Annotated in this window: 14 protein-coding genes and 1 pseudogene; 11 read left to right on the top strand and 4 right to left on the bottom strand. The window is 67.7% G+C overall.

The annotated features are described in order from the left end of the window. Positions 1-643 precede the first annotated feature (643 nt). The 8 genes from ACPTTF_RS06245 (at position 644) to ACPTTF_RS06210 (ending at position 8,064) form a co-directional block, all read left to right on the top strand. Entirely contained in the window at positions 644-1,669 is a 1,026-nt protein-coding gene (locus ACPTTF_RS06245; protein WP_423370587.1) for a substrate-binding domain-containing protein, read from the top strand. 63 nt (positions 1,670-1,732) lie between these two features. Continuing rightward, positions 1,733-2,761: an ABC transporter substrate-binding protein gene (locus ACPTTF_RS06240; RefSeq protein ID WP_423370586.1), complete on the top strand. Its 1,029-nt coding sequence runs from the start codon at positions 1,733-1,735 to the stop codon at positions 2,759-2,761. 17 nt (positions 2,762-2,778) lie between these two features. Next, positions 2,779-3,603, top strand: coding sequence for an ABC transporter permease (locus ACPTTF_RS06235; protein ID WP_423370585.1), 825 nt, complete (start codon positions 2,779-2,781; stop codon positions 3,601-3,603). Positions 3,604-3,613: 10 nt separating this feature from the next. Beyond that, positions 3,614-4,510 (top strand): ABC transporter permease, encoded by an 897-nt coding sequence (locus tag ACPTTF_RS06230; protein ID WP_423370584.1) that lies wholly within the window; start codon positions 3,614-3,616, stop codon positions 4,508-4,510. A gap of 13 nt (positions 4,511-4,523) precedes the next feature. After that, positions 4,524-5,555, top strand: a complete 1,032-nt coding sequence (locus ACPTTF_RS06225; protein ID WP_423370583.1) for an ABC transporter ATP-binding protein — start codon at positions 4,524-4,526, stop codon at positions 5,553-5,555. Between the two features lie 87 nt (positions 5,556-5,642). Beyond that, positions 5,643-6,467, top strand: coding sequence for a phosphodiesterase (locus tag ACPTTF_RS06220; protein WP_423370582.1), 825 nt, complete (start codon positions 5,643-5,645; stop codon positions 6,465-6,467). Between the two features lie 18 nt (positions 6,468-6,485). Beyond that, positions 6,486-6,779, top strand: coding sequence for a hypothetical protein (locus ACPTTF_RS06215; RefSeq protein WP_423370581.1), 294 nt, complete (start codon positions 6,486-6,488; stop codon positions 6,777-6,779). Positions 6,780-6,864: 85 nt separating this feature from the next. Next, positions 6,865-8,064, top strand: a complete 1,200-nt coding sequence (locus ACPTTF_RS06210; protein WP_423370579.1) for an MFS transporter — start codon at positions 6,865-6,867, stop codon at positions 8,062-8,064. Between the two features lie 21 nt (positions 8,065-8,085). Here ACPTTF_RS06210 and ACPTTF_RS06205 read toward each other — a convergent pair whose 3' ends face one another. Further along, on the bottom strand, positions 8,086-9,330 hold the full coding sequence (locus ACPTTF_RS06205) for an EamA family transporter (protein ID WP_423370578.1): 1,245 nt from the start codon (positions 9,328-9,330) through the stop codon (positions 8,086-8,088). 501 nt (positions 9,331-9,831) lie between these two features. Between ACPTTF_RS06205 and ACPTTF_RS06200 the strand changes: the two are divergent. The 3 genes and pseudogenes from ACPTTF_RS06200 (at position 9,832) to ACPTTF_RS06190 (ending at position 12,411) form a co-directional block, all read left to right on the top strand. Further along, positions 9,832-10,187, top strand: a pseudogene (locus ACPTTF_RS06200) (type II toxin-antitoxin system RelE/ParE family toxin). After that, on the top strand, positions 10,184-10,465 hold the full coding sequence (locus tag ACPTTF_RS06195) for a helix-turn-helix domain-containing protein (RefSeq protein ID WP_423370577.1): 282 nt from the start codon (positions 10,184-10,186) through the stop codon (positions 10,463-10,465). The pseudogene ACPTTF_RS06200 and the gene ACPTTF_RS06195 overlap by 4 nt, the downstream one beginning before the upstream one ends. A gap of 248 nt (positions 10,466-10,713) precedes the next feature. Next, positions 10,714-12,411, top strand: coding sequence for a methyl-accepting chemotaxis protein (locus tag ACPTTF_RS06190; RefSeq protein ID WP_423370576.1), 1,698 nt, complete (start codon positions 10,714-10,716; stop codon positions 12,409-12,411). Between the two features lie 30 nt (positions 12,412-12,441). Here ACPTTF_RS06190 and ACPTTF_RS06185 read toward each other — a convergent pair whose 3' ends face one another. The 3 genes from ACPTTF_RS06185 to ACPTTF_RS06175 form a co-directional block, all read right to left on the bottom strand. After that, on the bottom strand, positions 12,442-13,230 hold the full coding sequence (locus ACPTTF_RS06185; RefSeq protein WP_423370575.1) for a molybdopterin-dependent oxidoreductase: 789 nt from the start codon (positions 13,228-13,230) through the stop codon (positions 12,442-12,444). A gap of 29 nt (positions 13,231-13,259) precedes the next feature. Beyond that, positions 13,260-13,892 carry a cytochrome b/b6 domain-containing protein gene (locus ACPTTF_RS06180; protein WP_423370574.1) on the bottom strand — a complete coding sequence of 211 codons (633 nt, stop codon included), beginning with the start codon at positions 13,890-13,892 and terminating at the stop codon, positions 13,260-13,262. Between the two features lie 91 nt (positions 13,893-13,983). Then, entirely contained in the window at positions 13,984-14,259 is a 276-nt protein-coding gene (locus ACPTTF_RS06175; RefSeq protein WP_011351498.1) for a pentapeptide MXKDX repeat protein, read from the bottom strand. Positions 14,260-14,357: the final 98 nt, after the last annotated feature.

Here is a 14,357-nt window from a genome sequence, read left to right as displayed (position 1 = left end):
TCATGGTGCCGGGGACCGGACTCGAACCGGCAAGCCAATTAAGGCGGCGGATTTTCGTCACACTGCTTCTTTCAAAGCCGGCGTCGCGTGCGCGATGCCGTTCGTGCGCTGGACTATGCCTTCACCGTCGCGCGCGGGCGTGCCTGCTCTGCCCGTGCGCCTTAGGCGCCCCCCGTCTAGTCTCTACACCTTCCTCGCGGGTACCGCGAGGCTTGGCTCGGCGTTGCCTCGATGCGCGCATCAGGGGTTTCGCCGAATTTGAAGGGTTCTGCACCGACCGTTTCCGGCCAGGCACTCAATCGTTTAAGTCCGCTATGTTTACCAATTTCATCACCCCGGCAAGAGGGCGGACGCGATTCTACCACTGCTTGCAGATGCGTTCCCTTATTCTGCGGCGCCACATGGCGACACCCCCCAACCCCGTACGGATTCATCCTTCGTAATCGACACCGGCACGTCGCCGCCAACGATATCCTCCCGCGCCGCAACATCCCCGATACAATCGAGTCCGCGTCATCCGGCGGCCCTATCCGTCAGACGTTTGTATCGCGCTTTTTGCGAAACAAGCGTCGCCAGCGTCATCGCGCAGTCACAAACGTTTTCGATAATTTTCCGGCCGAAAACGTTTACATCGCGCTACTTCATGACCTCGACCATCAAGGATGTCGCTGCCCTCGCGGGCTTCTCGATCGCCACTGTCTCACGCGCGATCAACGCACCGCATACCGTCAGCCCCGCCACGCTGCAGACCATCCGCACCGCGATCGACACGCTGCAGTTCCGCCCGAGCCCGCTCGGCCGGCAGCTGCGCGGCGAGCGCACGCGGCTCGTGGGCGTCGTTCTGCCGACGTTGTCGAACCCCGTGTTCGCCGACTGCCTGCAAGGCATCGACGAACTCGCGACCGCGGCCGGCTTCAAGCTGATCCTGATGACGACCGAATACGATGCGGCGCGCGAGCGCCACGCGATCGAGACGCTGCGCGAGCAGCGCGTCGAAGGGCTGATCCTCACCGTCGCCGATGCGGACACACACCCGCTGCTCGACATGCTCGACCGCGACGGCCCGCACTACGTGCTGATGCACAACGACACGCAGCGCCGCCCGTCGGTATCGGTCGACAACCGCAGCGCCGCCTATGACGGCGTGCGGCTGCTGACCGCGCGCGGTCACCGCCGCGTACTGATGCTGGCCGGCTCGCTCGCCGCATCCGATCGTGCGCGCCAGCGTCATCTCGGTTATGCGCAGGCGCTCGAGGAAAGCGGCGTCGCCACGCTGCCGCCGGTCGAAGTCGACTTCAACGCACCCGAGCTGCCCGATGCGGTGCTCGCGCATCTCACCGCGCACGCAACGCGCCCGACCGCCCTCTTCTGCAGCAACGACCTGCTCGCGATGGTCGTGATGCGCGGCCTGCGCCGTGCGGGCTTCTCGATCCCGGACGACCTGTCGGTACTCGGCTTCGACGGGATCGCGATCGGCGAATTGCTCGCGCCGCCGCTCGCGAGCGTCGCGACGCCGAACCGCGACATCGGCCGCCACGCGTGGCAACGTCTCGTCGAATGCATCGGCGGCGCAGCAATCGAACGCACGTCGCTGATCCTGCCGCACGTGGTGCGCGACGGCGCGACCGTCGCACCGCCGGCCACCGACCTGCAACTGCGCAAGGCCTGAACACGCGCCGCACCACCCCGCACACCACCACCCCAGCGCCTCACCCTCGCCCGGAGACCTACCGTGTCCTTTCGCCTGACCTCGCTGCTGCGTGCGCTTGCAGCTCCCGTAGCCTGCGCCGCGCTCATCGCCGGCGCGCCCGCCGCCCACGCCGATGAAACGGCGATCTGCTACAACTGCCCGCCCGAATGGGCCGACTGGGCCGCGCAGATCGCGGCGATCAAGCAGAAGACCGGCATCCGCGTGCCGTTCGACAACAAGAACTCGGGCCAGTCGATCGCGCAGCTGATCGCCGAGCAGAAGAGCCCGGTGGCCGACGTCGTCTATCTCGGCGTGTCGTCGGCATTCCAGGCGAAGGACAAGGGCGTGATCGCACCGTACAAGCCCGCGCACTGGAACGACATTCCCGCGAACCTGAAGGACCCGCAAGGCTACTGGTTTGCGATCCACTCAGGCACGCTCGGCTTCTTCGTGAACAAAGACGCGCTCGACGGCAAGCCGGTGCCGCGCTCGTGGGCCGATCTGCTGAAGCCGGAATACAAGGGCATGGTCGGTTATCTCGACCCGTCGAGCGCGTTCGTCGGCTATGCGGGTGCGGTGGCCGTGAACCAGGCGCTCGGAGGCAGCCTCGACAACTTCAAGCCGGCGCTCGACTGGTTCCGCAAGCTGAAGGCGAACGCGCCGATCGTGCCGAAGCAGACCGCGTATGCGCGCGTGCTGTCGGGCGAGATTCCGATCCTGCTCGACTACGACTTCGATGCGTATCGCGCGAAGTACAAGGACAGCGCGAACGTCGAGTTCGTGATCCCGAAGGAAGGCACGATCGCGGTGCCGTACGTGATGAGCCTCGTGAAGGGTGCGCCGCACGACGCGAACGGCAAGAAGGTGCTCGACTTCGTGCTGTCCGACGAAGGCCAGAAGCTTTGGGCCAACGCTTATCTGCGACCGGTTCGCGCGCAGGCGCTTGGCGCCGACGTCGCGTCGAAGTTCCTGCCGGCGAGCGAATATGCCCGTGCGAAATCGGTCGACTTCGGCAAGATGGCGGCCGGCCAGCAGGCATTCGGCCAGCAATACCTGCAGGTGATGCAGTAAGCGGCAGGACCCAACCGATGCTCGACCTGACTTTCCCGCTGCGCTGGCGCGTCGCGCTCGTCGCGCCGGCGCTCGCGGTGTTCGCCGCCTTCTGGCTGCTGCCGATGGCGGCGCTCGTCCAGGTGTCCGCCGACGGCGCGTTCTTCCCGCACTACGCGGCGCTGCTCGGCAATGCTCGCTACATGAAAAGCCTTGGCGAGACCGTCGCACTGTCCGCGGGCGTCACGCTCTCGACGCTCGTGCTGTCGACGATCTCGGGCCTCCTGCTCGCGCGCCGCGAATTCACGGGCAAACGCGTGCTGCTCGCGCTGCTCACGTTCCCGCTCGCGTTTCCGGGTGTCGTCGTCGGCTTCATGGTCATCATGCTCGCCGGCCGGCAGGGGTTGATCGGCATGCTGTCCGCGAAGCTCACGGGCGACAAGTGGGTATTCGCGTACTCGGTCGCGGGGCTGTTCGTCGGCTACCTGTATTTCTCGATTCCACGCGTGATCGTCACCGTGATCGCGGCGGCGTCCAAGCTCGATGCGTCGCTCGAGGAAGCCGCGCGTTCGCTCGGCGCGTCGCCGTGGCGCATCTTCGTCGACATCGTGCTGCCCGCGCTCGCGCCGGGCCTGATCGCGGCGGGTGCGATCTGCTTCGCGACCGCGATGGGTGCGTTCGGCACGGCATTCACGCTCGCCACCGACCTGAATGTGCTGCCGATGACGATCTATACCGAGTTCACGCTGAACGCGAACATCGCGACGGCGGCCGGCCTGTCGATCGTGCTCGGGATCGTCACCTGGGCCGTGCTCGCGCTCGCGCGCCGCTTCACCGGCCACACCGCCGCCGCCGCGGCCTGAGGATTCCTGCATGCAATCGCTTTCCGGCTCTTCCACGCCGTCGCCGGCACCCGCTCCCGTGCAGGCGAACGGTGTCGCCCGCCGCGCGCCGCGCGTCACCGGCGCGCGCACGATCGCCGCGCTGCAATGGGGCGTCACGCTGCTGCTGTGTGCGTTCCTGATCGTGCCCGTCGTGATGTCGGTGCTCGCGGGTCTCACCGTCAACTATTTCCGCGGCCTGTCGAGCGGCCTCACGCTGCGCTGGCTGGAACAAGTGTGGCAGCAGTATCACGGCTCGGTCGCGCTGTCGCTCTACGTCGCGTTCGCGACGCTCGCGATCGTGCTCGTCACCGGCGTGCCGGCCGGCTACGCGCTCGCGCGCAGCAAGAGCCGTGTCGCGCGGGCGATCGAGGAGGCACTGGTGCTGCCGGTTGCGCTGCCCGGCCTCGCGTCGGCGCTCGCGCTGCTGGTCGTCTACGGCGGCTTCACGGCGTTCCGGATGAGCCTGTGGTTCATCGTCGTCGGCCATGTCGTGTTCACGCTGCCGTTCATGGTGCGCGCGGTCGCGGCCGTCGCGGCCGGTGCCGACCTGCGCACGCTCGAGGAAGGTGCGGCCAGCCTCGGCGCATCGTTCGTCACGCGCTTCGTCACGATCGTGCTGCCGAACCTGCGCCCCGGCATCGTCGCGGGTGCGCTCGCGGTGCTCACGCTGTCGATCGGCGAATTCAACCTCACGTGGATGCTGCATACGCCCGACACCAAGACGCTGCCGGTCGGGCTCGCCGATACCTATGCATCGCTGCGCCTCGAAATCGGCAGCGCATACACGATCCTGTTCCTGCTGATGACGCTGCCGCTGCTCGTCGCGATGCAGTGGCTCGGCGTCGATCCGTCCGGCACGCGCGCGCTCAAGAAGCGCTCGCGCTGAATTTCTCGCAGACATGAAACTCGATTCCACCCCCATCACCCTGACCCGCTGCGCGAAGACGTTCCGCGGCACGCGCGTGCTCGAACCGCTCGACCTGTCGATCGGCGCGGGCGAAACACTCGTGCTGCTCGGGCCGTCGGGCTGCGGCAAGACGACGACGCTGCGCCTGATCGCGGGCCTCGACACGCCGGACGCCGGTGGCACGATCGCATTCGGCAACGACGACGTCACCGCGCTGCCGATCGAGCGCCGGCAGGTCGGCATGGTGTTCCAGAACTACGCGCTGTTTCCGAACCTGACGGTGCGCGGCAACGTCGGCTACGGGCTGAAGATCCGCAAGACCGAGCCGCGCGCGCTGCGCGAGCGCGTCGACGAGCTGCTCGCGATGATGCGGCTCGACGCGCATGCGGACAAGCCGATCGACCAGCTGTCGGGCGGCCAGCGCCAGCGCGTCGCGCTGGCTCGCGCGCTGGCGGTGCGCCCCCGCGTGCTGCTGCTCGACGAGCCGCTGACCGCACTCGACGCGAAGCTGCGCGACACGCTGCGTCGCGAGATGAATACGCTGCTGCGCGAACTCGGCGTGACGACGGTCTACGTGACGCACGATCAGGCCGAAGCGATGGAACTCGGCGACCGGATCGTCGTGATGGGCGCCGGCCGCATCGAACAGATCGGCACGCCGCGCGACATTTACTACCACCCGGCCAATCGCACGGTCGCGCAGTTCATCGGCACGCTGAACCGGCTCGCCGGGCAATGGCGCGACGGCACGCTGGTGACCACGGGCGGCGCGATCGCGACGCCGCACGCCGCCGACGAATGGTTCTTCCGCCCCGAGGATGCGCAACTCGCCGATCCCGGCGAGGCGCCGCTGCGCGGCGCCGTCAGTGCGTGCGCGTTCCTCGGCGAGCGCACGCGGCTCACGATCGAGCACGCGGCCCCCGACGCGCTCGTGATCGACGTGCCGGGCCGCATCGCGCTCGCCCGTGGTACGGCGGTCGGCCTCACGATCGCGCCGGAAGGCCTGATCGCGCTCGGCGCGTAATCCGTCATTCGGGCATCATTCATGCAGCACCCCACCGCGGCGCGCAACGACGCCGCGACAACAATCAGACGATTCCGAGGAACGACGATGCTGCTTGCTCAAATCAGCGATCTCCACATCAAGCGTCCGGGACAGCTCGCGTACCGGCGCGTCGACACCGCGGCCGCGCTCACGCGCTGCATCGAAAAACTGAACGCGCTCGTGCCACGCCCCGACGCCGTGCTCGTCACCGGCGACCTGACCGATTTCGGCCACGATGAAGAGTACGGCAACCTGCGCGGGCTGCTCGCGGCGCTCGAGATTCCGTACTACCTGATGATCGGCAATCACGACGACCGCGCCGGGCTGCGCCGCGCGTTTGCCGATCGCACCGAGCTGCAGGAAGGCGAATTCGTGCAGTACGCGCTCGACGTCGGCGCAGTGCGCGTGCTCGCACTCGATTCGCAGGTGCCGGGCGCAAGCCATGGCGACCTGTGCGATGCACGGCTCACCTGGCTCGCCGAGCAGCTCGACGCCGCGCGCGACCGGCCCGTGATCGTCGCGCTGCATCACCCGCCGTTCGCGGCGGGCATCGGCCACATGGACAAGCTGCGCCTCGCCCCCGCCGCCGCCGCGAAACTCGACGCGCTGCTGCGCGGTCATCCGAACGTCGAGCGCGTGCTGTGCGGCCACGTGCATCGCACGATGTTCACGCGCTTCGGCGGCACGCTCGCGGCCGCGGTGCCGTCGCCCGCCCATCAGGTCGCATTCGACCTGCGGACCGATGCGCCCTCCGCGTTCCGGCTCGAACCGCCGGCATTCGCGGTTCATCGCTATGTGCCCGATGCGGGGATGACGTCGCATCACGTGTATGTCGATGAAGGCGCCGGGCCTTATCCGTTCTATGAACCGACGGGCGAGCTGGTCGACTGATGGAGTGAGGAACGCACGATGACGGGCGGGGGCTGGCCGGTTTTGCCGGTCACCCCGGTCACGCCGGTTCTGCCGTTCTGCCGTTCTGCCGTTCTGCCGTTCTGCCGTTCTGCCGTTCTGCCGTTCTGCCGTTCTGCCGTTCTGCCGTTCTGCCGTTCTGCCGTTCTGCCGGTTCTGCCGGTTCTGCCGGTTCTGCCGGTTCTGCCGGTTCTGCCGGTTCTGCCGGTTCTGCCGGTTTTGCCGGTTTTGCCGGTTTTGCCGGTTTTGCCGTTCTGCCGCCCGTCCGGCAGGATTCACATCGCTCCGGTATGATCGGCAGCCTTGACCGGCACCCCGCCCGCCTGCGCACCCGACGCGTGCGCCGCGCGCCGCGCCGCCCCACTCCGTCCGCGCAGCCATGTCCACCGCCTCCACCGACCATCCGACCGACGCCGCCTCGCCCCACTATTCGCGCAGCCTGCTGTTGCTGCTCGCGACGATCGCGGGCGTGTCCGTCGCGAACATCTACTACAACCAGCCGCTGCTCGACAGCTTCCGCTCGGCGTTTCCCGACGGTGCTTCGTGGATCGGTGCAGTGCCGACCGCGACGCAGCTCGGCTATGCGGCCGGCATGTTCCTGCTCGCGCCGCTCGGCGACCGCTTCGACCGCCGCAGGCTGATCCTGATGCAGATCGCCGGCCTGTCGATCGCGCTGATCGTCGCGGCCACTGCGCCGTCGCTGGCCGTGCTGGCCATCGCGAGCCTCGCGATCGGCGTACTCGCGACGATCGCGCAACAGGCCGTGCCGTTCGCCGCCGAGATCGCGCCGCCGGCCGAACGCGGGCATGCGGTCGGCACCGTGATGAGCGGCCTGCTGCTCGGCATCCTGCTCGCACGTACGGCCGCCGGCTTCGTCGCCGAGTATTTCGGCTGGCGCGCCGTGTTCGCCGCGTCGGTCGCGGCGCTCGTCGCGCTCGCCGCCGTGATCGTGCTGCGCCTGCCGCGCAGTTCGCCGACGTCGACGCTGCCGTACGGCAAGCTGCTCGGCTCGATGTGGCATCTGGCGGTCGAACTGCGCGGGCTGCGCGAGGCGTCGCTGACGGGCGCCGCGCTGTTCGCGGGATTCAGCGCGTTCTGGCCCGTGCTCACGCTGCTGCTTGCCGGCGCGCCGTTCCATCTCGGCCCGCAGGCAGCCGGCCTGTTCGGGATCGTCGGTGCGGCGGGCGCGCTCGCGGCACCATACGCGGGCCGCTTCGCGGACAAGCGCGGCCCGCGCGCGATCATCTCGCTCGCGATCGCGCTGCTCGCGCTGTCGTTCGTGATCTTCGCGCTGTCGGGCTCGAGCCTCGTCGGGCTCGTGATTGGCGTGATCGTGCTGGACGTCGGCGTGCAGGCCGCGCAGATCTCGAACCAGTCGCGCATCTATGCGCTGAAGCCCGAGGCGCGCAGCCGCATCAACACGGTGTACATGGTGTGCTATTTCATCGGCGGCGCGATCGGCTCGTCTGCCGGCGTGGCCGCATGGCACGCGTTCGGCTGGATCGGCATGTGCACGACCGGGCTGGTGTTCACCGCGCTCGCGGGCTGGTTCCACCACCGCGGCGGCCGGCGCGGCTGAACGCGACCGGCCACGGCGGCGTCACGCGTCGGCGCGGGGCACTGCCGGTTGGGCGGCGGGCGGCGGCGCGAACGCGGGTGCCGGTTCAGCGATGGGCGGCGATGCGAACGCCGGTGCCGGTTCAGCGATGGGCGGCGACGCGAACGCCGGTGCCGGATCGATGACCGCGGCAGGATCCATCACGGCAGCCGGAGTCGGCACGGCCAGCGGGACGGCGGAAGGCGCCAGGATCGGTGCCGCATCCGGCACCGCGATCTGCTCGGGCGCGGATGAAGGCTCCGCCGTCGACGTGGCCGCCACGGCCGCCGAACTGGCGGCGGCCGCGCGCGCCGCGGGCCGGCGCGCCGGATCGAACACGAACGACAGCCCGACGCTGCCGAGGATCGCGACGGTCGCGACCACGGTGGCCATCGTCACCGGTTCGCCCAGCAGCAACGCACCGAGCGCGACCGCGACGATCGGGTTCACGTACATGCAGCTGCTCGCGATGATCGGGCTCGTGTGGCGGATCAGGTAGCCGTACGCAACGTACGCGGCCATCGTGCAGAACACCATCAGGTACACGAACGCGAACACCGGCCCCGCCATCACGTGCTCGATGCGCTCGCCGATCAGCCAGGCGACGAGCGTCGAGATCATGCCGCCCAGGCCGATCTGCAGCGACGTGGACAGAAACAGGTCGGACGGGAGCTTGAGCCGCGTCGCGAGATGCGCGCCACCGGCCCAGAACAGTGCGCCGGCCAGCACGCAGATCGTGCCGAGTGCCGAATTCTGCGCCGCCGCGCCGCCCGAGTTCAGCACGACGATACCGACCATCCCGAGTGCGACGGCCCCCCACTCGCCTTTCGTGACCGGCCGCCCGGCGACCGCCGCGATCACGGTCGCGAACAGCGGCACCGTGGCCACCATCACCGCGGCCGAGCCGCTGCTGACCGAACTGATCCCGAGCGCGATCGTGCCGGACGACAGCGCGACGAGCATCGTGCCGACGATCCCCGCATTGCGGATTTCGAGCAGCGTCGGCCATTCGGGCTTGCGGCGCAGCGCGAAGATGAACAGGCCGATCCCGCCGAGCAGGTTGCGCAGCCCCGACAGCAGCAGCGGCGGGAACGACTGCAGCGCGAAATGCAGGCCGCTGTAGGTCGAACCCCAGACGAAATAGATGAAGACGAGCGCCAGCGCCACGCGGCCGCCGCGGCTTTGCGGCAGGCGGATCCGGAACGAGAAACGGGCGAAGAAGTCGAGGAGGCGGTCGAGCGGCGTCATCGCGCAGCCTGCCCGCACGTCGCGCCGCGTGCTCCGCTGAAAGACGCCGGCGATGCCGGCAAACGGCCCTGACGGGACCGGGAAGGCAGAGCGAACGTGCGGAACGACATGGCAGTGCGAACGGCGACGAAAGAGAACCGGCAAGCGGCGGCAGAGGGACAAAAAAAATGCGCGCAACCGCTTCGGCTACGCACGCTCGGCATTATGGCATCAAGGATTCGAAAGCATCGCGGGACCTGTCTGAAAGGATCACGAATGATGTTTCCGCGCGACATTTTTCGGCCGGCGAACGGGTGAAATCGGGGGCCGGATACGTCTCGCGCATGCGTTGCCGGTACCGACTCGCCCCGCTGCCAACGGCAATCCGTCGCGCTCGAACCCGATATCGGCCGAACGGCCAGTCCTGCACGCCGGCCACCGCTTCCCCCTTATCGTGACGGTCGGCTCACGCGCAGCCTGCCCTGCGCGACCTTCCTTCGAAACCTGCACCACTGATACAAAATTTTCTATAACCCAACCATTCTTCCGCCGAAGCCGGTTGTTTTCGTCGGCAGCGCGCTCGCCGATCTTCGCGGCTTTCCGCTGCCCGCGCGCCGCGAAGCCGGCCACCAGATCGACCAGGTGCAACGCAGCCTGGCGCCCGACGACTGGAAGCCGATGCGCACCGTCGGGGCGGCGTGCGGGAAATTCGCCTGCGCGATGCGAGCGGCGCGTTCCGGATCATTTACGTCGAGACCTTCGCCGACGCCGCCTATGTGCCTCACTGCTTCCGGAAGCAATCGGCGCGCACGACCAAGGCCGATATCGAACTGGCTGCCCGGCGCTATCGCGCGCTGACGATGGAGAGGAAACGATGACCAACGAACGTCATGCAAGCATCTGGGACGCAATCGAGGGCCAGCCGGCCGAAGCCGAGAACATGAAGCTGCGATCCGAACTGATGATCGCGCTCAAGCAGCGCATCGCGCAGCTCGAGCTCAGTCAGGCCCAGGCCGCGAAACAGCTGGGCATCACGCAGCCGCGCGTGTCCGACCTGATGCGCGGCAAGATCCATCTGTTCGCGCTCGACACGCTCGTCAACATGGCGACGGCAGCCGGCCTACGCATCGAAATGCGGGTGCGGGAATCGGGCTGACTCGCGGCGCGACACGTCCGCCCGTACCGGTCATTCGAAAGCCGTTTGGAGCTTGCCCGAAAGGCTGTCCACTGATGTTATTGCGCGCCGTCGAATATTTGACCCGATTGAATCGATTTTCCTAATGTCGCGGGTCTCGCTGCCGTATACCCGGCCATCAACCCTGTCCGCATCATGGATTCCTGTCTGACGAATACGTCGATGCGGGCCGGGACATGGCAGGTCTTTTCTCACATGGGTAGCGGGGCATGAACAAGCTGACAGGCAGCATCAAGTTCAAGATCGTGGTCGCATTCGCCGCGTGCGTGATCGTGATGATCGCAATCGGGCTGGAGGGCATACGGGGGCTCGCGACGCTGAGTTCGGACATGAGTTCGATGTACACCGACAGCACGGTGCCGATCGAGGATCTGGCGGGCACCCAGGCGGGTGCGCTGCAGATGCGCGTCAACCTGGAACTGCTCGTCACGACGCACGACGCGGCCGAAGCGAAGACGCTCGCCGAGCGCATCCGCGACCGTGAGAAGAAGATGCTGGCCGCGTGGAACGACTACTACCCGGCGAAGGTGACGGCCGCCGACGAACGCAAGGTCGCGGATCGCATCGCCGGCCAGCTCGGCGATTTCCGCTCGCTCGCGTCGAGCGCGCTCGGCGCAGCGCAATCAGGCAACGCCGACGCGATCGCAGCGGCGCTGGACAAGGTCCGCCCGCTCGGCAGCGCGCTCGCCGACGGCATCGACGAGGACATCGCGATCAACGCGAAGCAGGTCAAGGATGCGGCCGACCAGGGCAACGACACGTTCCACATGCTGCTGTGGGCGTCGCTCGGCACCCTCGCGATCGGCGTGGCCGTCGCGACCGGCGCGTGGCGGTACCTGCAGCGCGCGATCACCCAGCCGCTCGGCATCGCGATGAACACCGCGCAACGCATCGCCGACGGCCATCTCGAGAACGGGATCGAGACCCGCTCGAACGACGAGTTCGGCCATCTGCTGGACGCGCTGCGCCAGATGGACACGCAGCTCGCGCGCGTCGTGCGCGGGATCAAGACGTCGAGCGACTCGATCCTGACCGCGTCGAGCGAAATTGCCGCGGGCAACATGGACCTGTCGTCGCGCACCGAGGAACAGGCCGCGTCGCTCGAGGAAACCGCCGCGAGCATGGAAGAGCTGACCGCGACGGTCAAGCAGAACTCGGAGAACGCGCGCCAGGCGACGACACTCGCGACCAACGCGTCGGACGTCGCCGACACCGGCAGCGAAGTCGTCGAGCGGATGCTGTCGACCATGCACGAGATCACTGCGAGTTCGACGAAGATCGCCGACATCACCGGTCTCATCGAGAGCATCGCGTTCCAGACCAACATCCTCGCGCTGAACGCGGCGGTCGAAGCCGCGCGCGCCGGCGAACAGGGGCGCGGCTTCGCGGTCGTCGCGGGCGAGGTGCGCAGTCTCGCCCAGCGCGCGTCCAGCGCCGCGAAGGAAATCAAGGATCTGATCCAGCAATCGGTCGAGACGGTGCGCGACGGCTCCGAGCAGGCGGAAGCAGTCGGCCGCACGATGGGTGACGTGCGCCAGGCGATCCGCCGCGTCGCCGACATCAACGCCGAGATCTCGGCCGCGTCCGACGAGCAGAGCCGCGGCATCGAGCAGGTCAACGTCGCGGTCGGCCAGATGGACGAAGTCACGCAGCAGAACGCGGCGCTCGTCGAACAGGCGTCGGCGGCCGCGCAATCGCTCGAACAGCAGGCGGCCGAGCAGAAGCGCGCGGTCGCGGTATTCAAGCTCGCCGGCGACCCGGCTGCGGCTGCCGCCGCGCCCACGCACGGCACGCCGAAGGCCGCGCGCCGCCCTGCCCCCGCACGCGCCGCCGCGCCGCGCACAACGGCTGCCCCCGTACTCGCGATGGCGGGCACGTCGGGCCGCGACGACTGGGAAACGTTCTGATCGCGCGTAAGCGGCCCGCGTGCGGGCCGCTTACGACCCGCCGAACCAGTTGTATCCCTGGTCGACCCAATACCCGCCCGGATACGTGTTGGTGACGAAAATCTCCATGATGTGCTTCGGGTTCTTGTAGCCGAGCTTGGTCGGCATCCGCAGCTTCATCGGGAAGCCGAATTCCGCCGGCAGCCGGTGGCCGTCGTAATCGAACGCGAGCAGCGTCTGCGGATGCAGCGCCGTCGGCATGTCGATGCTCTCGTAGTAATCGTCCGCGCACTTGAAGCCGACGTACTTGGCCCGCGTATCGGCGCCGGCGCGCGCGAGAAACGCGCCGAACGGCGTGCCGCCCCAGCGGCCGATCGCGCTCCACCCTTCCACGCAGATATGTCGCGTGATCTGCTCGGCGTGCGGCAGCGCATACAGTTCGTCGAGCGTCCACACGCGCTTGCCCGTCACGCGGCCGGACAGCACGAGCCGGTACGTCGACGCATCGACGTGCGGCACGTCGTCGATCCCGTAATACGCGTTGAACGGGAACGGTCGCGTGATGTCGGCTTCGGTGTAGGTCGGTGCGAGCCGTTCGCCGCTGAACAGCCAGGCCTGCACGCGGTCGTTCATGCGCGACACCGTCTCGAGGAACGTGTTGACCGACGCGTCGTCCTTCAACGTGCAGCCGGTCAGCATCGTCAGGCCGCCGAGCGTCAGCACGCGCCGGTTGAAAAGCCGCCTCGACGGCATCTCGAGCTCGCGGCGCACGTCGAGTTCGAGCGACTTCCGGTCGAGCGTCCAGCGCGAACCCTCGCGCTTGTATTCGGATTCCGACATGATGATTTCCTTCGCCCGCGGCTCGCGGGTCAGCGGCCGCGCAGCATCGCGAGCAGCGAGCGCGGCACCAGCAGCGCCATTGCGACGTGGACGACAAAGAATGCGACGAGCAGCGACATCGCCCAGAAGTGCACGACACGCGCGTTGTCGTAGCCGCCGAACAATTCGCGCAGCAGCGGGAATTGCACGGATTTCCAGATCGTGAGCCCCGACAGCACCAGCACGACGAGATCGATCATCGCGGTCAGGTACGCGGCACGCTGCACCGCGTTGTAGACGCTCAGGTCGTCGTGTGACAGCCGCCCGCCCAGCGCGGCACGGATGTCGCGCCATATCGATGCCGGCGTGACGGGCAGCATCTTGCGCGCGAGGCGCCCCGTCACGATCGACATCGTGAGGTAGAACAGCCCGTTTGCGACCAGCAGCCACATGGCCGCGAAATGCCATTGCAGCGCGCCGCCGAGCCAGCCGCCCAGCGTGATGCCGTGCGGAAACACGAACGGCGGATAGATCGGCGACGCGTCGTAGATGCGCCAGCCGGACAGCGCCATCAGGATCGCCGCAAGCGCGTTGAGCCAGTGGCTCGCGCGCACCCACAGCGGATGAATCGGGCGCGCGGGCGGCGTGGCGGCCGCGCGGCCGGTAGCGGGAACGGTTTGCATGATGAAGACTCCCGGAATGGGTCGACGAGACGCAATGCGGGCGGGCGGCCGTCGTGCGACGCACGCGCCGGCCGCGCCGCGTCTGCCTCCGTCAGTTCGACGGCGCCATCTTGTCGCCCGACGGCTTGCCCATCTCGTCGTGCGACATCGCGTCCTTCTTCATCGCGTCTTTCTTCATCGCATGCTTCTTCATGCCGTCCTTCTTCATCGCGTCGTGGCCCATCGCATCCTTGGCCATCGCGTCGTGGCCCATCGCGTCCTTCGACATCGACGAACCTGGCTGCGACATCGCATCGTTCTGCGCATACGCGCCCGTGGCGATCGTGGCGAAAGCGGCGACGCAAGCGGCAATCAGTACTTTTTTCATGACATCTCTCCAAAACATGGGTTTAAGGAGCCGAATAGACGGACGACGTCGCGGGAAATGACAGCCGCTGCGAAAATTTTTTTTAGGTTGCGCGAAAG

The organism is Burkholderia crassaminum (assembly GCF_964265005.1).
GTDB lineage: Bacteria > Pseudomonadota > Gammaproteobacteria > Burkholderiales > Burkholderiaceae > Burkholderia.
Note: the sequence above shows the minus strand (reverse complement) of the source record. Positions and strands in the feature narration are given on the sequence as shown.